The sequence below is a fragment of the Burkholderia savannae genome (assembly GCF_001524445.2).
In the GTDB taxonomy this organism is placed as follows: Bacteria; Pseudomonadota; Gammaproteobacteria; order Burkholderiales; family Burkholderiaceae; genus Burkholderia; species Burkholderia savannae.
The window spans coordinates 1757981-1783547 of record NZ_CP013418.1 but is presented as its reverse complement, the minus strand read 5'-3'; the positions used below and the strand labels follow the sequence as shown (position 1 = coordinate 1783547).

General features: G+C 67.7%; 23 protein-coding genes. 14 read left to right on the top strand and 9 right to left on the bottom strand.

Translation table 11 applies throughout. The annotated features are described in order from the left end of the window. The first annotated feature begins 4 nt into the window (after positions 1–4). From WS78_RS29025 to WS78_RS29005, 5 genes are all read left to right on the top strand, one after another. Complete coding sequence (locus WS78_RS29025; protein ID WP_059575510.1) at positions 5–1048, top strand: ABC transporter ATP-binding protein; 1044 nt, start codon at positions 5–7, stop codon at positions 1046–1048. Between the two features lie 25 nt (positions 1049–1073). Continuing rightward, positions 1074–2168 (top strand): extracellular solute-binding protein, encoded by a 1095-nt coding sequence (locus WS78_RS29020; protein ID WP_059575508.1) that lies wholly within the window; start codon positions 1074–1076, stop codon positions 2166–2168. Between the two features lie 10 nt (positions 2169–2178). After that, on the top strand, positions 2179–3006 hold the full coding sequence (locus WS78_RS29015; RefSeq protein WP_038752230.1) for an ABC transporter permease: 828 nt from the start codon (positions 2179–2181) through the stop codon (positions 3004–3006). Next, positions 2987–3532: an SLOG cluster 4 domain-containing protein gene (locus tag WS78_RS29010; protein WP_038752232.1), complete on the top strand. Its 546-nt coding sequence runs from the start codon at positions 2987–2989 to the stop codon at positions 3530–3532. Before WS78_RS29015 ends, WS78_RS29010 begins: the two co-directional genes overlap by 20 nt. Positions 3533–3766: 234 nt before the next feature. Then, the gene (locus WS78_RS29005; protein WP_059575506.1) at positions 3767–4966 is read left to right on the top strand and encodes a porin; all 1200 of its coding nucleotides are present in this window, start codon (positions 3767–3769) and stop codon (positions 4964–4966) included. A gap of 68 nt (positions 4967–5034) precedes the next feature. Here WS78_RS29005 and WS78_RS29000 read toward each other — a convergent pair whose 3' ends face one another. The 3 genes from WS78_RS29000 to rpiB all read right to left on the bottom strand — a co-directional run bounded on the left by WS78_RS29000 (position 5035) and on the right by rpiB (position 9048). Continuing rightward, positions 5035–7143, bottom strand: a complete 2109-nt coding sequence (locus WS78_RS29000) for a S46 family peptidase (protein ID WP_226377251.1) — start codon at positions 7141–7143, stop codon at positions 5035–5037. A gap of 413 nt (positions 7144–7556) precedes the next feature. Next, positions 7557–8519 (bottom strand): sugar-binding transcriptional regulator, encoded by a 963-nt coding sequence (locus WS78_RS28995; protein WP_038753067.1) that lies wholly within the window; start codon positions 8517–8519, stop codon positions 7557–7559. A gap of 34 nt (positions 8520–8553) precedes the next feature. Continuing rightward, positions 8554–9048 (bottom strand): ribose 5-phosphate isomerase B, encoded by a 495-nt coding sequence (rpiB, locus tag WS78_RS28990; protein ID WP_038753069.1) that lies wholly within the window; start codon positions 9046–9048, stop codon positions 8554–8556. Positions 9049–9287: 239 nt separating this feature from the next. On the opposite strand from rpiB, the gene WS78_RS28985 reads away from it, so the two are divergent. From WS78_RS28985 to dhaL, 7 genes are read left to right on the top strand one after another with little or no spacing between them, the layout of a single operon-like run. Beyond that, entirely contained in the window at positions 9288–10805 is a 1518-nt protein-coding gene (locus tag WS78_RS28985; RefSeq protein ID WP_059575502.1) for a sugar ABC transporter ATP-binding protein, read from the top strand. Next, on the top strand, positions 10802–11791 hold the full coding sequence (locus tag WS78_RS28980; protein WP_038753073.1) for an ABC transporter permease: 990 nt from the start codon (positions 10802–10804) through the stop codon (positions 11789–11791). Before WS78_RS28985 ends, WS78_RS28980 begins: the two co-directional genes overlap by 4 nt. Before the next feature lie 35 nt (positions 11792–11826). Continuing rightward, positions 11827–12855, top strand: coding sequence for a substrate-binding domain-containing protein (locus WS78_RS28975; RefSeq protein WP_038753075.1), 1029 nt, complete (start codon positions 11827–11829; stop codon positions 12853–12855). Between the two features lie 11 nt (positions 12856–12866). Further along, complete coding sequence (locus WS78_RS28970) at positions 12867–13637, top strand: SDR family oxidoreductase (RefSeq protein ID WP_038753077.1); 771 nt, start codon at positions 12867–12869, stop codon at positions 13635–13637. 57 nt (positions 13638–13694) lie between these two features. Beyond that, positions 13695–14831 carry an MDR/zinc-dependent alcohol dehydrogenase-like family protein gene (locus WS78_RS28965; RefSeq protein ID WP_038753079.1) on the top strand — a complete coding sequence of 379 codons (1137 nt, stop codon included), beginning with the start codon at positions 13695–13697 and terminating at the stop codon, positions 14829–14831. A 3-nt stretch (positions 14832–14834) separates the two neighbouring features. Beyond that, complete coding sequence (locus tag WS78_RS28960) at positions 14835–15839, top strand: dihydroxyacetone kinase subunit DhaK (protein WP_059575500.1); 1005 nt, start codon at positions 14835–14837, stop codon at positions 15837–15839. Beyond that, positions 15836–16495 (top strand): dihydroxyacetone kinase subunit DhaL, encoded by a 660-nt coding sequence (gene dhaL, locus WS78_RS28955; protein WP_059575498.1) that lies wholly within the window; start codon positions 15836–15838, stop codon positions 16493–16495. Before WS78_RS28960 ends, dhaL begins: the two co-directional genes overlap by 4 nt. 31 nt (positions 16496–16526) lie before the next feature. On the opposite strand, the gene aac(6') is transcribed toward dhaL, so the two are convergent. From aac(6') to WS78_RS28935, 4 genes are all read right to left on the bottom strand, one after another. Next, positions 16527–16997: an aminoglycoside 6'-N-acetyltransferase gene (aac(6'), locus tag WS78_RS28950; protein WP_059575495.1), complete on the bottom strand. Its 471-nt coding sequence runs from the start codon at positions 16995–16997 to the stop codon at positions 16527–16529. Further along, positions 16994–17377 carry a DUF6232 family protein gene (locus tag WS78_RS28945; RefSeq protein WP_059575493.1) on the bottom strand — a complete coding sequence of 128 codons (384 nt, stop codon included), beginning with the start codon at positions 17375–17377 and terminating at the stop codon, positions 16994–16996. The genes aac(6') and WS78_RS28945 overlap by 4 nt, the downstream gene beginning before the upstream one ends. Before the next feature lie 409 nt (positions 17378–17786). Then, on the bottom strand, positions 17787–18047 hold the full coding sequence (locus tag WS78_RS28940; RefSeq protein ID WP_038753088.1) for a DUF2866 domain-containing protein: 261 nt from the start codon (positions 18045–18047) through the stop codon (positions 17787–17789). A gap of 208 nt (positions 18048–18255) precedes the next feature. After that, positions 18256–19404, bottom strand: coding sequence for a porin (locus tag WS78_RS28935; protein ID WP_038753090.1), 1149 nt, complete (start codon positions 19402–19404; stop codon positions 18256–18258). A gap of 303 nt (positions 19405–19707) precedes the next feature. Here WS78_RS28935 and WS78_RS28930 point away from each other — a divergent pair, with 303 nt between their 5' ends. Further along, positions 19708–20517, top strand: a complete 810-nt coding sequence (locus WS78_RS28930; protein WP_038753092.1) for a MetQ/NlpA family ABC transporter substrate-binding protein — start codon at positions 19708–19710, stop codon at positions 20515–20517. A gap of 188 nt (positions 20518–20705) precedes the next feature. Here the strand turns inward: WS78_RS28930 and WS78_RS28925 are convergent, their stop codons facing one another. Further along, positions 20706–21821 (bottom strand): succinylglutamate desuccinylase/aspartoacylase family protein, encoded by a 1116-nt coding sequence (locus tag WS78_RS28925; protein ID WP_038753106.1) that lies wholly within the window; start codon positions 21819–21821, stop codon positions 20706–20708. Between the two features lie 268 nt (positions 21822–22089). On the opposite strand from WS78_RS28925, the gene WS78_RS28920 reads away from it, so the two are divergent. Continuing rightward, positions 22090–24210: an acyltransferase family protein gene (locus tag WS78_RS28920; protein WP_059575713.1), complete on the top strand. Its 2121-nt coding sequence runs from the start codon at positions 22090–22092 to the stop codon at positions 24208–24210. 427 nt (positions 24211–24637) lie between these two features. Here WS78_RS28920 and WS78_RS28915 read toward each other — a convergent pair whose 3' ends face one another. Beyond that, positions 24638–25420: an ABC transporter substrate-binding protein gene (locus WS78_RS28915; protein ID WP_038753094.1), complete on the bottom strand. Its 783-nt coding sequence runs from the start codon at positions 25418–25420 to the stop codon at positions 24638–24640. Positions 25421–25567 lie beyond the last annotated feature (147 nt).

The following is a 25567-nucleotide window of genomic DNA, read 5'->3' as shown; positions in this document are numbered from 1 at the left end:
AGCCATGAGCCTCGAATTCGACAACGTCAGTTTCAGATACCCCGGTGCGGCGCACGGCGTCGACGCCGTCACGCTGCACGCGCAGCCCGGCGAGCTGCTCGCCGTGATCGGGCGCAGCGGCTCCGGAAAATCGACGCTCCTGCGCCTGAGCGCGGGGCTGCTGAGCGGTTACGACGGCCGCGTCGCGATCGGCGGGATAGACATGGCAGGCGTGCCGGTGTGGCGGCGCGAGGTCGGCATGGTGTTTCAGCAGTACGCATTGTTTCCGCATCTGTCCGTCGTCGACAACGTTGCGTATGGCCTGCGCATGCGCGGCGTCGCGGCCGCCGCGCGCCGGCGGCGCGCGCTCGAGATGCTCGAGCGAGTGGGGCTGGCGGCGTATGCGGCGCGCAGCACGACGCAGTTGTCGGGCGGTCAGCAGCAACGCGTCGCGCTTGCCCGCGCGCTCGTGATCGAGCCGGCCGTGCTGCTGCTCGACGAGCCGCTCGCCGCGCTCGACGCGGGCATCCGGCATCAGCTGCGCGACGAGATTCGCGCGCTGCAGCGCGCGTGCCGGGCGACGACGCTGTTCGTCACGCACGATCAGGACGAGGCGCTCAGCATGGCGGATCGCGTCGCGATCGTCGACGGCGGGCGCGTGCTGCAGGTCGGCACGCCGCGCAATTTGTACGAGCGACCTGTGTCGACGCAGGTCGCGCGTTTCATCGGCCACTCGACGATCCTGCGCGCCCGCGTGCTGGCGAGCGACACGATCGACGTGCGCTTCGCGACGCTGCGCGCGGATACGGGCTCGCATCGGCCGGGAGACGAGGTGGACGTGCTCGTGCGTCCCGAACACGTGGAGCCCGATCCGGCCGAGCACAGCGTGAACCGCATCGGCGGCGCGCTCGGCGAGGTTCGTTACTTCGGTGCGACGCATTGCTACGACTTCGTGCCGCACGGCGCAATGGAGCCGCTGCTGTGCGAGGGCCGCGTGCTCGCCATGCGCGGCATCGCGATTGATCCTCGCCATCTGCTCGTGCTGCCGGCGCAGGCCGGCGCGCAATGATTGTTTCGTTCAACGGAGATTCACGATGTTTTCAGGTCGACAAATCCTGACGGCGCTGCGTCGCGCCGCATGCGCGCTTGCGCTCGGCGCCTGCGCGACGCTCGTCGCGAACGGCGCGCAGGCCGCGCCGCTCTACGCGGGCGAAGACGCGCTTTATGCGAAGGCCGCCGACGAGGGGCTCGTCGTGTCGTTCGACACGGGCCCCGAGTGGGCGAACTGGAAGGCGCTGTTCGCGGAGTTCCGCAAGCGCTACCCGAAAATCGAGCTCACGTACAACGACATCGGCTCGGCCGCGACGGTCGTCGCGCTCGACAAGTCGCGCCGCCGTCCGCAGGCGGACACCGCGTACTACTTCGCGGCGTCGGCGCTCGACGCGGCGGGCAAGGACGTCGTCGCGCCGTTCAAGCCGATCAACTTTGACAAGCTGCCGCCCGTGTTTCGCGAGGCGGACGGCCGCTGGTTCACCGTGCATTCGCTGAACGTCGCGTTCCTCGTGAACAGGAAGCTCGTGAAGGACGTGCCGCAGCGCTGGTCGGATCTGCTGAAGCCGGAGTACAAGAATGCGGTTGTCTATCTCGATCCGCGCTCGACGGGGCAAGGGCAAGTCGTCGTGATCGCGGCGGCATCCGCGTTCGGCGGCGGCGTCGACCATCCGAAGCCCGGCGCCGATTTCTTCGGAAAGCTGAAGAATGCGGGCAACGTGTTGCGCATCGAGGGCACGACGCCCTATGCGAAGTTCGTGAAGGGCGAGATCCCGATCTTGATCGGCTACGAGAACGACGGCCTGAAAGCGAAGTACGCGGACGGCATGGGCGACGCGGTCGACGTCGTGATTCCGCAGGACGGCAGCGTGTCCGCGCCGTACGCGATGAGCCTCGTGAAGAACGGCCCGAATCCCGCGGCCGCGCAGCTCTGGCTCAACTTCGTGATGAGCGATGCCGGCCAGGCGCTCTTCGCGCGCGGCTACGTGCGGCCTGCGGTGCCGGGCGTCGCGCTCGCGCCGGACGTCGCGGCGAAGATGCCGAACGCGCCGCAGGTGCACCCGCTCGACGTCGTGAAGGCCGCCGCGCGCAAGGCTGAAGTCGACAGGCTGTGGTCGCAGGCGACGCTCGGCCAATAAGGAGCGCGACGTGCAACGATCGTCTCTCGAAGGCGGCCTGCTGCGCCGCTTCGGCGCGGCCCCGGCAGGCGGGCTGCTCGCGCTCTTCTTTGTGCTGCCGCTCGCCGCGCTCGTGAGCGCGGCGTTCGCGGAAGGCGGCCGCGCGTTCGGCGCCGTGCTGCGCGATCCGCTCGTCGCGGACGCGATCGGCCGCTCGGTCGCGCTCGCGATCGGCACGGGCACGCTGTCGACGTGCGTCGGCATGCCGCTCGCGATGTCGCTTGCCGATCAGACGCCCGCGCGGCGCCGCTGGTCGCTCGCGCTGCTCGGCGTGCCGCTCGCGTTCTCCGGGCTCGTGATCGCGTACGGCTTCATCCTGACCTTCGGCCGCGCGGGCTTCGTCACGACGCTGCTCGCCGGCCTCGGCGCGGACGCCGCGAAAGTCGGCGGCGTGATCTACACGACGTTCGGCCTCGTCGTCGCATACGCGTACTACCTGATTCCACGCGTCGCGCTGATGCTGTTTCCGGCATTCGCGAATCTCGACCGCAGGCCGCTCGAAGCGGCGATGTCGCTCGGCGCGAAGCCGTGGCGCGCGTGGCTCGACGTCGCATGGCGCGAACTGTGGCCGTCGATCGCGGCCGCGTGGTGCCTCGTGACGGCGATCGCGCTCGGCACGTACGGCACCGCGCTCGCGCTCGCCGGCACGCAGATCAACATCCTGCCGCTCCTGATGTACCTGAAGCTGTCCGACGGGCAGACCGATTTCTCGCAGGCCGCCGTGCTGTCGATCGTGCTGACGGCGCTGTGCACGTGCGTCCTCGCGATGGGGGAATACGTTGCGCGACGACATCATTGAACGCACGCCGGGGGCGAACGTTGCGCTCGCGCGCGTCGCGCGGCGCCAGCAGGGGCCGCGCCGCCATCTGATGCCGGTCGGCCTGATCGGCCCGCGTGACGCGACCGATGCGCAGCTGCACATCGCGGAGACGATCGCGCATGCGCTCGCCGCAGCGGGCATCGCGATCGTCGGCGGAGGCAAGGGCGGCGTGATGGAGGCGGCGGCGCGGGGCGCGCGCGGCGCGAATGGCCTCGTGATCGGACTGTTGCCCGAGGACGATGCGGCCGGCGCGAATCCGCATCTGAGCGTCGCGCTACCGACGGGGCTCGGCATCACGCGCAACGCGCTGATCGCGCGCGCGTCGCTGTGCCTGATCGCGGTCGGCGGCGGGCTCGGCACGTTGTCCGAGATCGCGCTCGGCCTGCAGTGGGGCAAGCCGGTTTTCACGATTTGCGATGCGCCGCAAGTGACGGGCGTCGAGAACTTCGGCGCGCCGGAGCCGCTGCTCGCGCGCGTCGCGCAATGGCTCGTCGATTCGGTCTAGGGCCTGTTCCCGTGATCGAAAAAATCCGTCGAGGGGCTGGCCGCCAGAAGGGCCGATCGCTGCGTCATGCTCCTCGCGAATACGTCGAGTATTCGCTTCGTCGCAATCCTTGCGCTCGACCCTTCTGGCGGCCAGCGCAAGCCCGTTATTAGCGGGAACAGGCCCTAGCCGCGTCTAGGTTGGGAGAGGAAGGCGCTTCATTCGTTTTGATCCTATTTAGCAGGAATCCTATTCATGAAAAAGGCGGCAGCAGCATTGTTGGTGACGGGGAGCGTGTGCGCGGGCGCGCATGCGCAGGGCACGGTGACGCTCTACGGGATCGTCGACGCGGGGCTCGGCTATGCGAGCGATCAGCGCGTCGCGCAGAGCAAGGGCGCGCTCGGCTCGCCAGTCAGCTATCGGAACGCGTCGAGCTACAGCTTCGCGAGCGGCACCTGGTCGGGCAGCCGCTGGGGGCTGAAGGGCAAGGAAGATCTGGGCGGCGGCCTCGCCGCGGTGTTCCAGCTCGAGAACGGCTTCAACATCGGCACGGGCCAGGCGGGGCAGGGCGCACGGATGTTCGGCCGACAGGCGTGGATGGGGCTGTCGAGCGAACGCTACGGCACGCTGACGATGGGCCGCCAGTACGATCCGATCGTCGACTTCGTCGGCACGATCAGCGCGGGCACGTTCCTGACCGGCATGGGCGCGCATCCGGGCGATCTCGACAACATCGACAACCAGTCGCGCGAGAACAACTCGATCAAGTACGTAAGCCCGAAGTTCGGCGGCTTCACGCTGGGCGCGTTGTACGGTTTCGGCAATCAGGCGGGCAGCGTGAAGAACCAGAACACGTGGAGCGTCGGCGGCCAGTACGTGAACGGGCCGTTCTCGATCGGCGCCGCGTACCTGTACGCGACGAACGCGTACGGCGCGAACGGCGGCGCATGGACGGGCTCGTACGACGGCACGTTCGCTTCATCGATCAACGAAGGCTTCGCGTCGGCGAAGCGCATGCAGATCGTCGCCGCGGCGAGCACCTATCAGGTCGGCGCGGTGACGCTCGGCCTGTCGTACAGCAACACGCGGTACAAGTCCGGCTCGTTCTCGACGTTCAACGGCGCGGCGACATACAACTCGATCGGCGGCACCGTGTCGTGGCAGGCGACGCCGGCGCTGCGCGTCGCGGCGGGCTACGATTTCACGCGCGGCAGCTCGATCGACGGCCAGCCCGCACCGAAATACCATCAGCTGAACTTCGCGTCGTACTACTACCTGTCGAAGCGCACCGCGCTGTACGGCCTCGTCGGCTATCAGAAGGCGAGCGGCAAGACGCTCGATCCGTACGGCAACGTCGTCGCGGCGACGGCGTCGGTCGGCGACGTCGGCAACGGCATCTCGTCGGCGGGCGATACGCAGACGCTCGTGCGCGTCGGCGTGCGCCACACGTTCTGACGCGCGATGCGCGCGCAGCGCCGGCCGTCTTGCACCAGCGGCCGGCGCTGCGCGCGCTCGTGCCGCGATCAGCGCGGCACGCTCACCCGCATCTCGCTCAGCAGATTGTCCGCGTGATCGAGATGATGCATCACCCACAGCATGTAGCGAACGTCGACGTGGATCGATCGATCCATGTCCGGCATGTAGCGCCAGCCGGAGCTCACGCCTTCCCACGTGCCGTCGAACGCGAGGCCGACGAGCCGGCCGTTCTTGTCGAGCGTCGGCGAGCCGGAGTTGCCGCCCGTGATGTCGAGATTCGCGAGAAAGTTGACGGGCAGCGTGCCGAGCGCCGGCGACGCGAAGCCGTCGAACGCGCGCTTGCGAATCGCATCCAGCTGCTCGGCGCTCGCATTGAACGGCTCGACGCCCGTCTGCTTTTGTGCGATGCCGTCGACGGTCGTGAACGGCGCATAGCGAACCGCGTCGCGCGGCGCATATCCCTGAACCGTGCCGAACGTCACGCGCAGTGAGCTGTTCGCGTCGTGATAGACGGGGCGGCCGCGCGATTGCTCGAACGCGATCAGCGCGGTCATGTAGCGCGCCCGCAGCCGCGAATCGTCGGCGGCGATCGACTTCTGCTCGCGCTCGTACGCGAGCAGGTCCGGCATCAGCGCGCGCATCAGCACGAGCCAGCCGTCGTCGCTCGCGGCGATCTGCGCGGGCGTCGCGTCGAGCCAGCGCATTCGCGTCGCGGTATCGGCGAGCTTCGAGCCGCGATAGAGATCGGCGACCTTGCTCGCGATCGACGCATCGTCCGACGCGCCGGCGAGCCAGCGATCGAGCGCGGCGAACCGCTGGCCGGCCGGCAGCTTCACGTGGCGCTCGAGCGCATAGACGAGCATCTGCTGGTCGACGGCCGGATTCATCGTGCGTTCGAGCCGCTGCGCCTCGCCCGCGATGCGGATCTCGTCGCGCTTCTGATAGCCGGTCTCGCGCTCGATGTCGTCGGCTTTCTGCTTTTCGTCGGCGAGCCGGACGATCTTGTAGGACGCCTGATACAACCCGACGTTCGACAGCAGCTCGCTGACGAAATCGCGCTCGCGCAGCGCGTTGCGCCGCGCGACGAGCTGCCGGAGCGCAGCGAAATCGGCCTTCAGGCCCGCGCCGTCGAGCTTGCCGCTTTCGGGCCGAGCGGCGAGCCAGCGATCGAGCGCGGCCTCGTCGGCGCGCTTGTCCGCGAGCGCGGAACTGTGCGCGAGCCCGTCGAGGTTGCCTTCGAAATTCTTCATCCTGTTGTTGAGCCCGGCGACGCGGTTCGCGTAGAGCACGCCGACCGCCGGATTCTTCTTGTTCGCCGCGTCGATGATCGCGAGGTTATCCTTCGCCATCCCGATTTCGGTCGGATAGCGCCAGTCGATCGCGTTCCGCAACTCGTCGGCGAGCCGGTAGCGCTCGGTGCGCCCAGGATAGCCCGCCACCATCACGAAATCGCCCGCGTTCACGCCGCCCGGATTGACCGTCAGCCAATGCGCGGGGCGATACGGTACGTTGTCCTTCGAATACGGCGCGGCGCTGCCGTCCTTCGCGACGTACGCGCGCAGGAAGGTGAAGTCGCCCGTGTGGCGCGGCCACGTCCAGTTGTCGACGTCGCCGCCGAACTTGCCGATCGACAATGGCGGCGCGTAGACGAGCCGCACGTCGCGCAGTTCGCGCTGCCGGATCAACTGGTAGCTGTAGCCGCCGCTGAACGTGTAGACGTCGCAGCGGTAGCCGGGCTGTTCGCAGTCCCGAACGAGACGCTTCCTCGCGGCGTCGATCGCGACGTAGCGCGCGTAACCCGCCATGCCAGGCGTGAGCGCGGCTTCGATCTTGCCGGTGACGTCGCTGATCCGCTCGGTGACGTACACGCGTTGAGTCGGGTCGGCGGGCAGCTCGTTGCCGCGTTGCCGCGCGAGAAAGCCGTTTTCGATCAGGTTGTTCTGCGGCGTCGAGTTGTATTGCAGCGCGCCGTAGCCGCAGTGGTGGTTCGTGACGATCAGCCCGTCGGGCGACACGAACGACGCGGTGCAGAAGCCGAGGCTGACGACGGCGTCCATCGGCCACGCGGTCAGCGTCGAGAGCGTGTGCGGGTCGAGCGCGAGGCCGCGCTGTTCGAGCGTATCGGCGAGGCCGGGAAGCTGGGGCGGTTGCCACATGCCTTCGTCGGCTTGGGCGGCGCTCGCGGCGAGCGCACAGGCGAGAAGCAGGGAGCGGGCGACTGACGGTGCGGGTGACGCGGGTGATCGCATGTGTTCCTCGGATGGTTCTTCGCATGCGGGCGCCTGCGCGCGGATCGGCGCGCGGGCGGGCGGTGCCGTGCGGCCGGGTAGGCCGCGGCGGCTCAAGCTGACGAAGCGAAAGCTGGGTGCAGCGCGCGGGGCTTCGCCGCGCGACAGTGTAGCGGCTGCGCGCGCATTTTCAATTTTCGCTCGTCGATCGAGCGATGCGCCGATGCGGCGATGAGGTAGTGCGCCGATGCGCCGATGCGCCGATGCGGCGGCGCGGCCCGCGTTCGGGCGCGCGAGAAGCGGCCGCCGAAAACGGCTCGCCGCCGCCGTGCGAAGCGCCTCTATTCCGCTGCGGCCGTCTCGGTCGCCTGCGCGAGGCTCAGCACCGTTTGCGCGATCGACTGCGTGGTCGCGAGCGTGTTGATCACGCCGGAGCGCAGCGCGCCGAGGATGCCCGTCGCCTTCGTCGGCTCGCTCGCCGTTGCGATCACGTTCGGAATTCGCTTCAGGTCTTCGAGCGTGAGGCCGATCACGCGGCCGCGCAGCATCGTCGTCGCCGGGCGGCCGTGGATGTCGATGAAGTCGTAGCCCATGATGTCGCCGACCGCGCCCGCGCGCTTCGCCTCCGCCATCTCCTCCGGCGTGAACCAGCCCATGCGGACCATGTTGCTGTCCTCGAGGATGTCGCCGATCCCGACGAGCGCGATCGACGCGCGGCGCGCCTTGTCGAGCGACTGGCGCACGACGTCGTTCTCGAGCAGCGCGGAGAAGAGTCGCGCATCGTTGACGAGCGCTGGCGCGTACAGCGTCTCGCTCTCGCCGCCGAAGCGCGCGGCGAGGCGGCGGCAGATGTGATCGGCGTTCATCGTCTCGCCGCCGCGATACGAGCCGCCGATCGCGGACACGAACGAGCAGTTGCGCTGCGTCGTCGACACCGCGTGGCGCGACACCGCGCTCACGTTGCGGCCCATGCCGACGGCGACGATCGCGCCGTCGGCGAGCACGCGGTCGAGATAGCTCGCGACGAGGCCCGCGAGCAGCTCGCGCTGGCTGTCCTGATCCTTGTGGTCGACCGAGATGATCGCGCGCTGGATGCCGAAGCGCGCGACGAGTTCCTGCTCGAGCTCCTGCACCGCGCGCGGATGATGGCGCACGCGGATCTCGACGATGCCCTCTTCGATCGCGCGCTTGAGCAGCCGGCCCACCTTCGGGCGCGAGATCGCGAACTTCTGCGCGAGTTCTTCCTGGGTCAACCCGTCGACGTAATAGCACTTCGCGAGTTGCGTGAGTTCTTCGTTCGTCATGTCGTTATCGAGTGGGGCGGCGCGCGGCGCGGCGTCATGAACCGCAGTGCGCGTCGTTCGGGCCGGCCTGGGTGAGGCCGGTCCGGCGTTCGTAGTCGGCGATCCGCTGCACCTTCGGCTGCGAGCGGCCGCCGTCGAATTCTGCCTTGAGCCACGCGTCGACGATGCTGTTCGCGAGCTCGGTGCCGATCACGCGCGCGCCCATCGTGATGATCTGCGCATCGTTGCTGCGCCGCGCGCGCTCGGCCGAATAGGTGTCGTGACACTGCGCGGCGCGGATGCCCGGCACCTTGTTCGCGGAGATCGCGACGCCGATGCCCGTGCCGCACAGCAGGATCGCGCGCGGGAACTCGCCCGCCGCGACCCGCTGCGCGACTTCGATCGCGATGTCGGGATACAGCACCGCCTCGTCCGCGCTGTGCGTGCCGAAGTCGGCCAGCTCGACTTCGGGATGCGCCGCGCGCAGGTGCCGCTTGATCGACTCCTTGAGCGCGTAGGCCGCTTCGTCGCAGCCGATCGCCACTTTCATGGTGGACCTCCGGAGGGCAGAGTGGAGTGCGCAAATGCGCAGGGTTGAGCAATTATAAAGGTCTGTCTGAACATTTGGCAAAGGATGAAATTTTGCTCACTGATCGCATCGCATTGAATATTTCCATGAAAATCAACAGAGTATGGGTATTTTGGCGGTGGTGGCTAGCGTTTACCAGTAATTGACACACCAAAAAACCGATGATTACCATGCCGTCACGCTGTATCAAATCATCGTGAATGAACAAAAGTTCAGTCACCATCCGGGATACGACAGTGACTCCTGTTCTGCTCGAAGCAAGTCAGGTAGCGAAGCGGTTCAACGGCGTGAGCGCATTGCGCGACGGGCGATTGAGCCTCATGGCCGGGCGCGTGCACGCGCTGTGCGGCGGCAACGGCACCGGCAAATCCACGTTCCTGAACATCCTGATGGGGCTTCTGCGTCGCGACGAGGGCACGATCCGGCTGAACGGCCGCGATGTCGATTTCGCGTCGCCCGCCGAGGCGCTTGCGAACCGCATGGCGATCATCACGCAGGAGTTGTCGCCCGTGCCGGGGATGACGGTGGCCGAGAACCTGTACCTCGGCCGCGAGCCGACCCGCGCGCGCATCGTCGTCGACTTCCGTGCGCTGACGCGCCGCGCGCAGGCGCTGCTCGACCGCCTCGGCTTCGCGATCGACGCGGGCGCGCCGATGCATCGGCTGAGCCTCGCGCAGACGCAACTCGTCGAGATCGCGAAGGCGTTCAGCCACGACTGCCAGGTGATGATCATGGACGAGCCGACGTCGGCGATCGGCGAGCGCGAAACCGAGACGCTGTTCGCTGCGATTCGCAACGTCACCGCGCACGGCACCGGGATCATCTACGTGTCGCATCGGCTGAGCGAGCTGTTCGATATCGCCGACGACTACACGGTGTTTCGCGACGGCGCGTATGTCGAGAGCGGCAGGATGGCCGACATCGATCGCGCGCATCTCGTGCGCGCGATCGTCGGCCGCGAAATGCCCGCTGTCGACAAGGCGCGCCGGCCCGCGCACGGCGAGCCTTGCCTGCGGGTCACGGGCCTCGCGCGCGCGGACGAATTCGAAGACGTGAGCCTCGACGTGCGGCGCGGCGAGATCCTCGGCATCTACGGGCTGATGGGCTCGGGCCGCAGCGAATTCCTCAACTGCGTGTACGGCTTGACGCGGCCCGACGCCGGCGCCGCGACGCTCGGCGGCGCGCCGCTGCCGCAGGGCGATCCCGCGCGGGCGATTCGCGCGGGCATCGCGCTCGTCACCGAGGACCGCAAGGATTCGGGCCTCGTGCTGACGGGCAGCGTGCAGGAGAACATCGCGATGGCCGCGTACCGGCGCCTGTCGCGCGGCGGCGTGATCCGGCGTTCGCGCGTGCGCCGCCTCGCGCAATCGATGGTCGAGCGGCTGCGGATCAAGGCCGCGTCGCTGCGCATGCCCGTGTCGGCGATGAGCGGCGGCAACCAGCAGAAGGTCGTGCTCGCGAAATGCCTGTCGACCGAGCCCGTGCTGCTGCTTTGCGACGAGCCGACGCGCGGCATCGACGAAGGCGCGAAACAGGAAATCTACCGGCTGCTCGATGCGTTCGCGCGCGACGGCGGCGCGGTGATCGTCGTGTCGTCGGAGGCGCCCGAGCTGCTGTATCTGAGCGATCGCATCGCGGTGTTCAAGGGCGGCCGCGTCGCGGCGATCTGTCCGGGCGACGGCGCCACTCAGGAATCCCTGCTCCATCTCGCTTCATGAACAAGACCATGAATACCCAGACCCTGTCCCGTCTCGATGCGGCGCCGAAGCGCGTGAATGTCGCCGAGCTCGCAAGCCGCTTCGGCATCCCGATCATCTTCGTCGCGCTGTGTGTCGTGCTCGCATTCGCGAGCCCGTACTTCCTCACGTGGCGCAACTGGAGCGACATCCTGCGGCAGACGTCGATCAACGGGATTCTCGCGATCGGCATGACATACGTGATCCTAACCAAGGGCATCGACCTGTCGGTCGGCTCGGTGCTCGCGCTCGCCGGCATCGTGAGCGGCCTCGCCGGCGCGGCGGGGCACGGGCTCGCGGCGTCGCTCGCAGCTGGCGTCGCGTGCGGCGCGGCGCTCGGCGCGATCAACGGCGTGACGATCGCGCGCTTTAACGTGCCGCCGTTCGTCGCGACGCTCGGGATGCTCAGCATCGCGCGCGGCGTCACTTACATCGTCAACGACGGCAGCCCGGTCGCGAACCTGCCCGACGATTATCTGTCGCTCGGCGTCGGCAAGCTCGGCCCGCTCGGGATGCCGGTGCTGATCTTCGCGGCGGTCGCGCTCGCGTGCTGGTGGGTGCTGCGCTACACGACGTACGGCCGCTATCTGTATGCGGTCGGCGGCAACGAGAAGAGCGCGCGCACGTCCGGCATCGGCGTGCGCAAGGTCGTGTTCTCGGTGTACGTCGTGTCGGGCGCGCTCGCGGGCCTCGCCGGGATGATTCTCGCCGCGCGCACGACGTCCGCGCTGCCGCAGGCGGGCGTGTCGTACGAGCTCGATGCGATCGCGGCCGTCGTGATCGGCGGCACGAGCCTGTCGGGCGGACAGGGCGGCGTCGTCGGCACGCTGTTCGGCGCGCTGCTGATCGGCGTGATCAACAACGGGCTGAATCTGCTCGGCGTGTCGTCGTATTACCAGCAGATCGCCAAGGGGCTCATCATCGTGCTGGCCGTGCTCATCGACGTGGCCCGCAAACAGCAGCGCTGACGCAGCGCATTCCCATCCGGACGGAGGAGACGACAATGCAAACACGAAAGACCTGGTTCGGCCGCTTCGCGGCCGCCGCGGCGCTCGGCGCGACGCTCGCGATCACGGCGGCGCCGGGCGCGGCGCACGCGGCGAGCGGACCGTATCGCGTCGGCGCGGCGGTCTACGGGATGAAAGGCCAGTTCATGCAGAACTGGGTGCGTGAGATCAAGGCGCATCCGGCCGTGAAGAGCGGCGCGGTGCAGCTCACGGTGTTCGACGGCAACTACGACGCGCTCACGCAGAACAACCAGATCGAGACGATGCTCACGCAGCAGTACAGCGGCATTCTGTTCGTGCCGATCGACACGAAGGCGGGCATCGGCGTGGCCACGCGTGCGGCCGCGTCGGACACGCCGCTCATCGCGTCGAACACGATGCTCGCGACGCCGAAGGTGCCGTACATCGGTAACGACGACGTCGAGGGCGGCCGCCTGCAGGCCGAAGCGCTCGCCAGGCAGATCGGCGGCAAGGGCAACGTCGTGATCATCCAGGGGCCGATCGGCCAGTCCGCGCAGATCGATCGCGAGAAGGGCGAGATGGAAGTGCTCGCGAAGTATCCGGGCATCAAGGTGATCGAGAAGAAGACCGCGAACTGGTCGCGCGCGGAAGCGATGAACCTGATGGAAGACTGGCTCAACGCGCATCCGAAGCAGATCAACGGCGTGATCGCGCAGAACGACGACATGGCGCTCGGCGCGCTGCAGGCGGTCAAGAATCGCGGGCTCACGCCGAAGGACATCCCGATCACGTCGATCGACGGCATGCCCGACGCGATCCAGGCGGCCAAGCGCGGCGAGATCACGACGTTCCTGCAGGATGCGCAGGCGCAGTCGCAAGGCGCGCTCGATCTCGTGCTGCGGCAGTTAGTCGGCGCGAGCTACAAGCCGCAGTCGGTGATCTGGCAGCGCTACGCGAAGGATCTGAAGTGGGACGGCGGCACCGCGAAGCGCTACATCCTGCCGTGGGTGCCCGTCACGCCGGCGAACGCCGATCAGCTGTACAAGCAGGTCACGGGCGGTTGAGCGAGGCGGCCATGACGAATCTCTGGGACAGGGCGTTCGATCTGACGGGCCGCGTCGCGCTCGTGACGGGCGGCGCGGCGGGCATCGGGCACGCGTGCGCGAAACTGCTCGCACAGCGCGGCGCGAGCGTCGCGCTCGTCGATCGGCATCCCGAAACGATGCGGATCGCCGCGATGCTTGAAGGCGGCGCCGCGCGCCATAGCGGGATGTCGCTCGACCTGCGCGACTGCTCGGCCGCGCAGGCTGCCGTCGAGCTCGTCGCGTCGCGCTTCGGCGGCGTCGATCTGCTCGTCAACAGCGCGGGCGTCGCGCTGCTCGACAAGGCGCTCGACGTCGGCGAGGCCGCGTGGGACGCGACGATGGCGATCAACGTGAAGGCGTCGTTCTTCGTCGCGCAGGCGGTTGCGCGGCAGATGATCGCGGGCGGGCGCGGGGGGCGGATCGTCAATCTCGCGTCGCAGGCGAGCGTGGTCGGGCTCGACAGGCACGCCGCGTATTGCGCGAGCAAGGCCGCGATCGTCGGGATGACGAAGGTGCTCGCGCTCGAATGGGCGCCGCACGGGATCACCGTGAACGCGGTGTCGCCGACGATCGTCGAAACCGAGCTCGGCAAGCAGGCGTGGGCGGGCGAAGCCGGCGAGCGCGCGAAGCGCGAGATTCCGGCCGGCCGCTTCGCGCAGCCGGACGAGATCGCCGCGCTGGTGCTTTATCTGCTGAGCGACGCGGCCGCGATGATGACGGGCGAGAACGTCGTGATCGACGGCGGCTATACCGCGCGTTGAAGCGGCGGCCGAGCCGCCGTCTGAACAACCGACCGACGAAAACATAGGAGACGTTGCATGTCGTCGATAGCCGAAGCGCCGCCGCAACGCGCGGCCGAGCGCAGCGACGCGGGCGCGCTGCCCGCCACGATGCGCGCCGTGGTCTGTCACGGCCCGCAGGATTACCGCCTCGAGCAGGTGCCCGTGCCGAAGCCGGGGCCCGACGAGATTCTGACCGAAGTGGAGCGCGTGGGCATCTGCATGGGCGACATCAAGACGTTCCGCGGCGCGCCGTCGTTCTGGGGCGACGCGGTGCAGCCGCGCTACGTGAAGCCGCCGATGATTCCGGGCCACGAGTTCGTGTGCCGCGTCGTCGCGCTCGGGCCGCTCGCCGAGCGGCGCGGCGTGAAGATCGGCGATCGCGTGATCTCCGAGCAGATCGTGCCGTGCTGGGGGTGCCGCTTCTGCGGGCACGGCCAGTACTGGATGTGCCAGAAGCACGATCTGTACGGATTCCAGAACAACGTGCACGGCGCGATGGCCGAGTACATGATCTTCACGAAGGAGGCGATCGTCCACCAGGTGCCCGATTCGATTCCGGTCGACGAGGCGATCCTGATCGAGCCGCTGTCGTGCTCGCTTCATGCGGCCGATCGCGCGAACGTCGGCTTCGACGACGTGGTCGTCGTGGCGGGGGCGGGCACGCTCGGGCTCGGCATCATCGGCGCGGTGCGGCTGCGCCATCCGAAGAAGCTGATCGTGCTCGACATGAAGCCCGAGCGCGCGGCGCTCGCGCTCGGAATGGGCGCGGACGAAGTGTGGAATCCGGGCGAGGAGAACGTGATCGAGAAGATCCGGTCGATCACGGGCGGCTACGGCTGCGACATCTACATCGAGGCGACGGGCCACCATCGCGCGGTCGGTCAGGGCCTCGCGATGCTGCGCAAGCTCGGCCGCTTCGTCGAGTTCAGCGTGTTCAACGACGACGCGGCCGTCGACTGGTCGATCATCGGCGACCGCAAGGAGCTCGACGTGCTCGGCTCGCATCTCGGCCCGTACATGTACCCGCGCGCGATCGAGTTCATCGGCTCACGCAAGATCGACGTGCGCGGCATCGTCACGCACACGTTCCCGCTGTCGCGCTTCGCGGACGCATTCGCGGTGATGGAGCGCGGCGAGCAATCGTTGAAGGTCGTCCTGGACCCACGAGGTTAATGCATGAATCGTGTCATCAATCATCCCGACTACGTCGTCGAGGATATGCTGCGCGGGATCGCCGCCGCGCATCCGGAGCTCACGCTCGATGCGGACAATCCGCGCGTGATCGGCGTCGCACGGCCGGCGGCGGGCAAGGTCGGCGTCGTCACGGGCGGCGGCTCGGGCCACGAGCCGGCGTTTCTCGGCTACGCGGGGCCGGGGCTCGTGGACGCGGTCGCGGTCGGCGAGATTTTCTCGTCGCCGACCGCGAAGAGCTTTCTCGACGCGTTCCGGCGCGCCGATCGCGGTGCGGGCGTCGCATGCCTGTACGGCAATTACGCGGGCGACAACATGAACGTGAAGATGGCGATCAAGATGGCGGCCGCGCAGGGCATCTGCGTGAAGACCGTCGTCGCGAACGACGACGTCGCGTCGGCGCCGCGCGACGAACGCGCGAAGCGTCGCGGCGTCGCGGGCGAGATCCTGATGTGGAAGGCGGGCGGCGCGCGCGCGGCGGCGGGCGGCGATCTCGACGCGGTGATCGCGAGCGCGCGCAAGGCGATCGACAACACGCGCTCGGTCGGCATCGGGCTGTCCGCGTGCACGATTCCGGCGAACGGCAAGGCGAATTTCCACATCGCCGACGGCGAGATGGAAGTCGGCATCGGCCACCACGGTGAGCACGGCGTGCGCGTGATGCGCACGGTGAGCGCGAAGGACATGGCCGCGATGATGCTCGACATCGTGCTGCCGGATTTTCCGCTCGAACGCGGCGAGGAGGTGGCCGTGCTCGTGTCGGGACTCGGCGCGACGCCGCTGATGGAGCAATATATTCTGTATGCCGAAGTAGCGGAGCGGCTCGCGGCTGCCGGATTGAAGATCGGCTTTCGCCTCGTCGGCAATCTGTTCACGTCGCTCGAGATGATGGGCGTCACGCTGACGATCACCCGGCTCGACGACGAGCTGAAGCAACTGTTCGCCGCGCCGTGCAGCAGCATCGGCCTCACCGTTGGAGACCGCGCATGAACGCCGCCACCCTTCAGAGCCTGCCGCTCGCCGGCGCCGGTTTCGTCGTGCGCGAGCTCGTCGACGTGATCCGGCGCAATCGCGATCAGTTATCCGAAATAGACGCGGCGATCGGCGACGGCGATCACGGCATCAACATGAGCAAGGGCTTCGGCCAATGCGGCGAGCGGCTCGACGCGCGCGGCGCGACGAGCCTGCCGGATGCGCTCGATATGTTGTCGACCTCGCTCCTGGACGGCATCGGCGGATCGATGGGCCCGCTTTACGGCAGCTTCTTCATGGATTTCGCCGTGGTGCTGAAGGGGCGCGACACGCTCGACGCGACACTGTTCGGCGAAGCGCTGTCGGCGGGGTTGGCGGGCGTGCAGGCCATCAGCGACGCGAAGGTCGGCGACAAGACGCTGATCGACACGCTCGCGCCGGCCGATGCCGCGTTTCACGAAGCGCTGCGCGCGGGCGACGATTTTCGCCACGCGCTCGCCGCGATGAGCGCGGCCGCGGAGCGCGGCAAGGAGTCGACGCGCTGGCTGCAGGCGAGGATCGGACGGGCGGCGCGGCTCGGCGAGCGGTCGGTCGGCACGCTCGATGCGGGGGCGGCGTCGTGCTGCCTGATTCTGTGCAGTATCGCGAGCTCGATCGGCGCGCGGCTGAACTGACCGGGCCGAACTATCCGGATAAGGCGCCGCGTCAGCGTTGCAGCGCCTTGCGAAAGAAGACCGCGCGCTCGGTTTCGGCGAAGCCGAGCGCGCGATGCAGCGCGTGCGACGCGGCGTTCTCGAGCGGCGCGTCCGACGCGAATTCGGTGCAGCCGCGCGCCTCGCCCCACGCGGCGGCGGCCGAGCACAGCGCGCGCGCGACGCCGCGGCGGCGCGCGGCCGGAGCGACGAAGATGCCTTCGAGAAACAGCACGGGCGACGTATCGCAGCCGTTCACGTAGTCGCGCCGAACAGCGACTTCGGCGAAGCCGAGCGCGGCGCCATCCGCCGCCGATGCGATGAAGCAGGCATGTCGATCCGGCGCGCCGAGTTGTCGCGCGATGTCGCGCGCGTGTGCGGCGTCGTCGGCATGCGGCCACAGCGCGCGCCGAAGCCGACGCCATGCGTCGTCGTCGGACGCCTCGGCGGCGCGAATCGTGAAATGCGCAAGCGAGTGCGTCAAGTTGCCGCAGCCGCCGCGCGTGCGGCGTTCACCGCTTGCGCGACGCGCTCGACGAATTCGCGGTCGACGCTCGTGATCGCCTCGCGCTTGCCGTCGGGCATGTCGACGATGAGCCGATGCGTGACGTCCTGCGTGGTCCACGCGAGATAGCCGACGACGACGAGCATCACGCCCGCGACGAGCGTCGCGCTCGAGCCGAGCGAGCCGCCCGCGACGGCGGCGGCGACGCCGATTAGCGAGATCGCGTACGGAACGATCTTGTTCTTCCTGACGGTGAGAACCTCGACGCCGCGAATCTCGCGCAGCGCGAAGATTTGCCCGGCGGCGGACAGACCGTTGCGCGTGACCATGACGCCGTGTTCGTTGAAGGCGTTTTCCATCAAAAGGGTGTCAATCGAAAACGCGCAGCGTAGCAGATTTGACCGATGCGCGAACGAGGCCCGCTGACGCACGACGCCGACATCGGGAACGAGCGTCGCGCGCGGCGAACGGGCGAATCGGCAAGGACTGCCGGCCACGGCGGCGGGAACGCGGCCTGGCCGGCGCGGTTCGCGAATGCGACGAACGGGGAGCGGCTCGCGAGCGCGGCGGATCACGCCGGCTCATCGGGCGAAGCGGCGAAAGAAGGGATGGAACGTGAAAAGCGAGGGAAGAGAGAGGCGAGCGCGCCGGCAGCGAGCGAAAGCCTCGCGTTGGCGCGGGAGCGCCGAAGCGCGCGCGGCCGGGGCGTGCCGCGACGTGTGCGCAGGCCCTCGTCGCGCCGAGCGGCGAACGAAGCCGCGGCGCTTGTCAGTAGAGCGCGGTGCCGCCTTCGTACAGACGCCCGGGCACGTGCGACGCGACCGCCTCGGCGATCTCCGCCTCGGTGCTCTCGGCCGGCACGACCTGGCGGCGCGCGGGCGCATCGAGATGCATCGTCCATTCGACGAGCCGATACGGGCGCCCCCACGGGCGCTGCATCGCAACCGACACGCGGCAGCTTTGCACGGGGAACGCGTGTTCGTGCGTGAGTAACGTGCGCAGGCCGCTGAAAACGGTATCTTCGACCATCGTTTCCTCCGATCCTGTCTTGCGTTGGACGGTCTACGCCGCCGCAATCCGGGTAAAAAAAATGCCGCCGATGCTCAGGCGGCCAACAGGGGGGGTGTGAGCATCCTCTCAACCCAGAATTAAACGAAACTTAAAAGCAGCAAAAAAAGCGCCCCGCACGAGGCGGGGCGCTTTTGCCGTAGTGTGCCGCGAGTTGTCGAGCGAATGCTCAGAACTTGTGGCGGATACCGACGCGCGCAGCGATCTGGTTCTTCGAGCCGGTGCCCGACGTGTTGAAGTAGCTCGTGCTCGAGCCGATCTGCGCTTGCAGGCCCTTGCCCGACGCCTGCTGATAGACCGCGAGCAGGTAGACGTCGGTGCGCTTGCTGAGCGCGTAGTCGAGCGCGCCGTTGACCTGGTTCCAGTGGCCCGAGTTCGCCCCCGACACGCGCGAGTACGTGTAGCCGACGCCCGCCGACAGCGCCGGCGTGAACGCATACTTGCCGCCGGCTTCGTATGCGTTGTACGTCGTGCTGCCGCCCGTGACCGGCTCGAGGCGCGTGTTCGTCCACAGCGCCCAGACGGTTGCCGGGCCCCAGATGTAGCGGCCGCCGACGCCGAGGCTGCGCAGGTCGCGGACGTTGTTGATCGTCAGGTTCGCGATGTTGGTCGTGAACGCCGGCGTCGATTGGCCCGGATAGCGGATGTCGGTGTACGCGGCGCCGAGGCCGATCGGGCCGTTCGCGTAGTTCAGGCCGAAGCTGTACGCGCGCGACGAGCCGGGCGTCGTCGTCGTGCCGTTCGTCGTCGCCGGCGCGCCGGCGAACGACGTCGAGTTCGAGAAGCCGTACAACGCGCCGAACGTGAAGCCCGAGTAGTTCGCGCTCTGGAACTTCACCGCGTTGTTGATGCGGCTCGACGTCAGCTGGTCGATGTCGTTCACGTGGTACGCGTAGTTGCCCGCGACCGTGTTGCCGCCCGTCGAGTAGTTCGAGCCGAGGATGTCGGTCGAGAACGAGTACTGACGGCCGAACGTCAGCGTGCCGGCGTCCTTGTGCGACAGGCCGACATAGGCCTGGCGGCCGAAGATCGCGCCGCCCTGGCCGATCGTGCCGTTGCCGCTGTTGAAGCCGTTTTCGAGCACGAAGATCGCCTTCAGGCCGCCGCCGAGGTCTTCTGCGCCGCGCAGGCCCCAACGGCTGCCCTGGGCGATGCCGTCGTCGTACTTGAAGAGCTTGCTGCTGCCGTTGGCGCTCTTGCTGTGGTTCACATAGCTGACGCCGGCGTCGATGAGGCCGTACAGCGTGACGCTGCTTTGTGCGTGAGCCGCGCTCGCGGTCGCGGCGAGGATAGCGGTGGTCAACAGTTTCTTGTTCAAGGCAAATCTCCGAGCAGTAAGAATGTTTGCGGTTCCGCTGCGCTCTTTAAGGCGTTTGGAAGGGGAACGGAAGCGCACTGTATCGACGGGGCGCTTAATGAATATGACAATTGCGGACATGTTCACGGTGTGTCGCGCCCACGCCACACGTGATGATGGCGACTTGCGCCGGCCGCGTTATACCGATTTGGCCGGTTGATTGACCGGGCGCAGGAATATATGTATGAAAATTGCTTGGTTTGTCCCTTCGACGCCACATGCGACGATGCGCGCTTTCCACATGACGGGATGCGAGGACAAGCCATGCAACGATTTGTTTCGATCTTCCGCCGGGCGGCCGGCGGCGCGGCGTTTGCAATCGCGGCGACGCTCGCGCACGCGGGCGGCCCGGCGCTGAAGATCGGCACGATGAGCGGCCCGGACGCGCAGATCTGGACGGAGGTGACGAAGGTCGCCGCGCGCGACGGGCTTGCGATCAAGGTGATCGAATTCAACGATTACGTGCAGCCGAACGCGGCGCTCGACGCCGGGGATCTCGACGCGAACGGCTTCCAGCACCAGCCGTTCCTCGACAGCCAGATCAAGCAGCGCGGCTACAAGATCGTGAGCGTCGGGCTCACGTACACGTCGCCGATGGGCTTCTATTCGAAGAAGCTCAAATCGCTGAAGGATCTGCCCGTCGGCGCGAAAATCGGGATTCAGAACGATCCGTCGAACGGCAACCGCGCGCTTCTGCTGCTGCAGAAGTACGGGGTCGTCAAGCTGAAGCCGGGCGCCGGCGCGAACGGCGTGAACGCGACGCCGCTCGACGTCGCCGAGAATCCGAAGAAGATCAAGCTCGTCGAGCTCGACGCCGCGCAGCTGCCGCGCGCGCTGCCGGATCTCGACGCGGCGTCGATCAACACCGACTACGCGGTGAAGGCGGGGCTGTCGCCGGTGAAGGACGCGATCGCGATCGAGGACCTGAAGGGCCCGTACGCGAACCTGATCGCGGTGCGTGCGCAGGATAGGGACAAGCCTTGGGTGAAGAAGCTCGTCGCCGCGTACGAATCGGACGACGTGCGCAAATTCATCGAAACGAAATTCAACGGTGCGATCATTCCGGCGTTCTGACGAACGAGGCCGACAGGGGCGGGCGGCGCGCGAAGCGTGCGCCCGGAAGCATCGCAGCGAGCGGTGCTCATAAAGGCTCGGGCGGGACGCGCCCGTCCATTCGAATAGAGCCGGTAAGCAACTCGCCCGCATTGCGCGGGCGAGTTTTTTTCACGTGACGGTTCGATGCACCGCCGCCGCTCGCGCGCTCAGGCCGACAGCAGTGATCCACTGCGGATCGGCGTCGCGCCGGCGATGCGCGCGACCTCCATGCCGGCCGTCGCGAAGCGCGCGATCTGCCGCGCGTACAGCACGCCGGACACGCTGCTCTTGAGCGTGACGACGCGGTCGGTCAGCGGATCGACGATGTCGGCCACTTCCTGGCCCGCTTCGATCCACACGCCGACCGGCGTGCGGAACACGATCACCCCCGACATCGGCGCGACGAGCGGATCGGTGCCCGCGAGCGGCGTCGCCGCGAATTCGAGCGGCGGCTGCGGCGCGGGCGCGCCGTCGATCGCGCCGCGCAGCGTCAGGTATTCGATCAGCGCCTGCGCGTCGTGCTCGGCGAGCTCGTACGACACGTCGCGTTCGCTGCGCAGCTCGACCGTCACCGAGATCGTGCCGTTTGGAATCGGATGACGCTCGCCGAAGCGATGGCGCAGCTCCGACCAGCAGAAGCTGTGGATCTCGTCGAACGGATTGCCCACCGAGTTCAGCGCGAGCAGCGACGCCTTCGCGCCCAGATAGCGCGACAGCGGCTCGACGTCTTCCCACAGGTCCGGATTCGTGTAGATGTGCATCACCGCGTCGCAGTCGCAATGCAGGTCGAGCACGATGTCGGCGTCGTGCGACAGCCGCTGCAGCGCGAGCCGCTGCGATTCGAGCTCGGTGCGCGGCTGCTGCTCGTCGAGCGCCTCGCGCATCGCGCCGCGCACGGCGGCGAGGTTCGCGGCCGCGTCGTGCGTGAGGCTGCCCTCGATGCGCGGGATCACGAGCGCCGCGAGGTCGTGGAAATTGCGGTTGAAGTTCTGCATCGAGCCGAGCTCGAAGCGGCCGAGGTGATCGCCGAACACGTGCTGCGCGAGGCCGATCGGATTCGCGACCGGCACGACGACGATCTCGGCGCGCAGCTTGCCCGCCGTTTCGAGCGCCGCGAGCTTGCGGCGCAGCAGCGTCGCGACGAGCATGCCGGGCAGCTCGTCCGCGTGCAGCGACGCCTGGATGTACACCTTCTTCCCGCTGCGCGGGCCGTAATGGAAGCTCGTGATGTGGCGCGCCGTGCCGACGGCCGGCGAGATCAGCGGATGGGTCTGCGTTTGCATGATGGGAATGAGCGGCGCAGCCGCCGCGCGTCGTTCGATGTCGGTGAATCAATGATTGTACGTGGATCGTCGCGGATGCACCAAACCTGTGCTGTATGCGCACGGTTTTTCTGTTCAATCAATGACTTGCGTCGAAATTCGCGCATTCGGCGAATCAAAATTATGGCGATTTTTTAATCGATACACTGTTGGCCGCAGCGGGTGCGGGGCGTCGATTTTTTTTAGCGTGAGCGCGCGTGCGGCGAAGGCGCGGCCGGGGATCGATCCGATGACAGTGAGCGAACTGCAGTTGACGGGCAGCCGGGCGGGCTTGCCGGGCGCGCGCGAGACGAGCGCCTACTTGCCGTACGTCGACGGCCTGCGCGCATGGGCGGTGCTGTCCGTGGTGCTGTACCACCTGGACGCGCGCTGGCTGCCGGGCGGCTTTTCCGGCGTCGATATCTTTTTCGTGATTTCCGGCTTCGTCGTGAGCGCGTCGGTCGCGAATCGGGGGCCGATGTCGTTCGGGCAATTTCTTTTGTTTTTTTACGCCCGGCGCATCCGGCGAATTCTGCCGGCGCTCTTCGTGGTCTTGCTCGCGACCGGCCTGCTCGCGGCGCTCTTCATCCCGGCTTCCTATCTGAGCGACAGAAACCAGAAAACCGCGCTGCTCGCATTCTTCGGCTCGAGCAACGTGATCCTCGGCGCGACGGGCGGCGATTATTTTTCGCCGAAGGCGGAATTCAACCCGTATACGCATACCTGGTCGCTCGGCGTCGAGGAGCAGTTCTATGCGATTTTCCCATTGCTGTTCTGGCCGTGGATCGCGGGCAGGGACCGCCGATACGTGTCGACCGCGCTGTTCGCGGCCGGGCTCGGCGCGTCGCTCGCGTGGGTGCTCTGGACGGGCCCCGCGCGGCACGCGCAGGCGTTCTATTTCATCTTCGGGCGCTTCTGGGAACTTGCCGCGGGCGTCCTGCTTCATCAGTGCATGGCGTGCTTCGGATTCGCGTCGGGCAGGCCGGCGCGATTGCCGGCGACGCCCGCGATCCGGGCGGGCGCGTGGGCGTCGGCGGCCGCGGTGCTGGCCGGATTCGTCGTGTCGAGGCCGGCGCTCTATCCGTTTCCCGGCGCGATCGTTCCCGTCGCCGGCACGCTGGGGCTGCTCGGCTTGCTGCACGGGCGCGGGCATGCGGGACCGATCTCCACGGCGCTCGAGAACCGGGCGCTGCGCTTCGTCGGCAGGATTTCCTATTCGCTTTACTTGTGGCACTGGCCGATCTTCGTCGTGCTTCGCTGGACGGTCGGGCTCGATTCGGCGGGCAGCCGCGCGTGCGCGCTGGTGCTCGCGTTCGCGCTGTCGGCCGCGTCGTATCGCTTCGTCGAGACGCCGTTTCGGCGCGGAGCATCCGCGCGGCGGGCGGCGCGCTTCGTCGTGCTCGCGTGCGCGGCGGGCGCGATGGCGGCGGGCGCGGCATTCTCGTCGATGCTGGCTGCCGCGCAGCCGCAGCTATCGCTCAGCACCGTCGCGCGAAATCGGCTCGACTGGTATCCGTACGGCGCCGACACGAACGCCGCGTATCCGGGTTGCGTCGCGGATGTCGACAGCGCCGACGTCGACGGCGGCAAGCTTTGGATCTATTCGCGCAAGCACTGCGACCTGCGGCCGGCAAGCCGGCATCGCGTGTTCGTGATCGGCGATTCGCACGCGATGGCGTATGCGGGCATGTTCAAGCAGTTCGTCGTGCGCACGGGCATCGCCGTCTATTCGTACAACAACGCGGGATGTCCGTTCGTCAGCCTGCAGCCGTGGCGCGAGCGCGGCGATCCCGGATGCCGCCGGTACGGCGACGCGGCGCGGCTGGACATGCTGTCGAAGCTCGAGCCCGGAGACGTCGTGTTTCTTCCGTCGCTTCGCCTGCCGCGGCTGACCACGCAGTGGGCGTTCGTCGGCGACGAAGCCGCGCGCCGCCTGATGTTCGGCGGCGATGCGGCCGAGCAGCGCGATCGGGCCGTTGCGGCCGCCATCCCGGTATTGCGGGACATCGAGCGACGCGGCGCGCGGATCGTGCTCGAAGCGCCGCCGCCGGTTTTCCGGATGGTTCCGTACCGCTGCTCGGACTGGTTCAATCGACGCAACGCGATCTGCGCGCACGGCCCGCTCGTCGGCCGTGGCGAGATCGACGAACTGAGGGCGCCCGTGCTGGAATCGTACGCGCGGATCGCCGCCCGGGTGCCGGACGTCCGCACGTGGGACCCGCTGCCGCTCCTGTGCGGCGAGAAGACGTGCTCGGCGTACGACGGCGGGCGGCCGTTGTTCTTCGACGGCGACCACATCAGCGGCTATGGAAATTCGCGCGTGCTTCCGGGTTTCGAGGCGTTCATGCGTCAGATGATGGGCGCTGCGTAGCGAGTTGCTTGCGCCGTGCCGATCGGATCGAGGCGCGAGGCGATCGCGAGCGCCGACGGTCGATGAAGGGAAGGCGCGCCGCGATGGGCCGTCTCGATAGCGCGACGTGACGAGACTCGCGACGAGCCGGCGCGGCAGGTGGATGAAAAACGGGCGGACAAAAATCGCGCAGACAAAAAGCCGGCAGACAAGAAGCCGGCAGGCGAAAGGCAAGCTGTCGGCGGCCGCTTCGTCGGCAGACTCGCGCGCCGGGACATTCCGATCCGGCTCACGTCGAGCGGCTCCGCTGTCCGACGGCGACGCGTGCCCGATGGCGGACACCGGCGCGGCCGCGCGCAAAAAAAACGGGCTTCGCCGCGAAGCGAAGCCCGTTTTCGCCGCGAACCGCGGCGGCGCGCCCTGCCGGACGCGCCGCGCGCGAGCCGGCTTACTTGCCGTACACGTTGAAGTCGAAGTATTTCTTCGCGATCTTGTCGTACGTGCCGTCCTTGCGCATGTCGGCGATCGCCTTGTCGATCTTCGCCTTCAGATCGGTGTCTTCCTTGCGCAGGCCGATGCCCGCGCCTTCGCCGAGCGTCTTCGGATCGTCGAGGTCCGAGCCGGCGAACGCGAAGTCCTTGCCGCGCGGCGTCTTCAGGAAGCCGATGTCGGCCTGCACCGCGTCTTGCAGCGCCGCGTCGAGGCGGCCGGCGATCAGGTCGGCGTAGACCTGGTCCTGATTCTGGTACGGCTGGACCTTCACGCCCTTCGGCGCCCAGTAGGTCTTCGCGTAGGTTTCCTGGATCGTGCCCTGCTCGACGCCGACCGATTTGCCCTTCAGCGAATCCGCCGTCGGCATCACGTTCGCGCCCTTCTTCGCGACGAGGCGCGTCGGCGTGTTGAACAGCTTCGACGAGAACGCGATCTGCTCTTCACGCTGCGGCGTCATCGACATCGACGACAGCACGCCGTCGAACTTGCGCGCCTTCAGCGCGGGGATCATGCCGTCGAAGTCGTTTTCGATCCACACGCATTTGGCTTTCACACGCTTACAGATCTCGTTGCCGAGATCGACGTCGAAGCCGACCACTTTGCCGTCCGGGCCTTTCGATTCGAAAGGCGGGTAGCTCGCGTCGACGCCGAAACGGATCGTCGACCAATCCTTCGCCTGGACGCCGCCTGCCGACACGGCCAGCAGGGCCACGGTCAAAGCCGCCAAGAATTTTTTCACTGTTATTCCTCGTGTAGTTCGATGGTTGCGCGCGGTCGTGCCGCGGATGCGCTTGCTGCCCGGCGCGGCAGCGGCCGGGCTGACTGGTGCCCTCGTCCGGTGCGGGGGACGAGCGGTGCGCCAAGCTTACCAAGACAAAATAGCGCG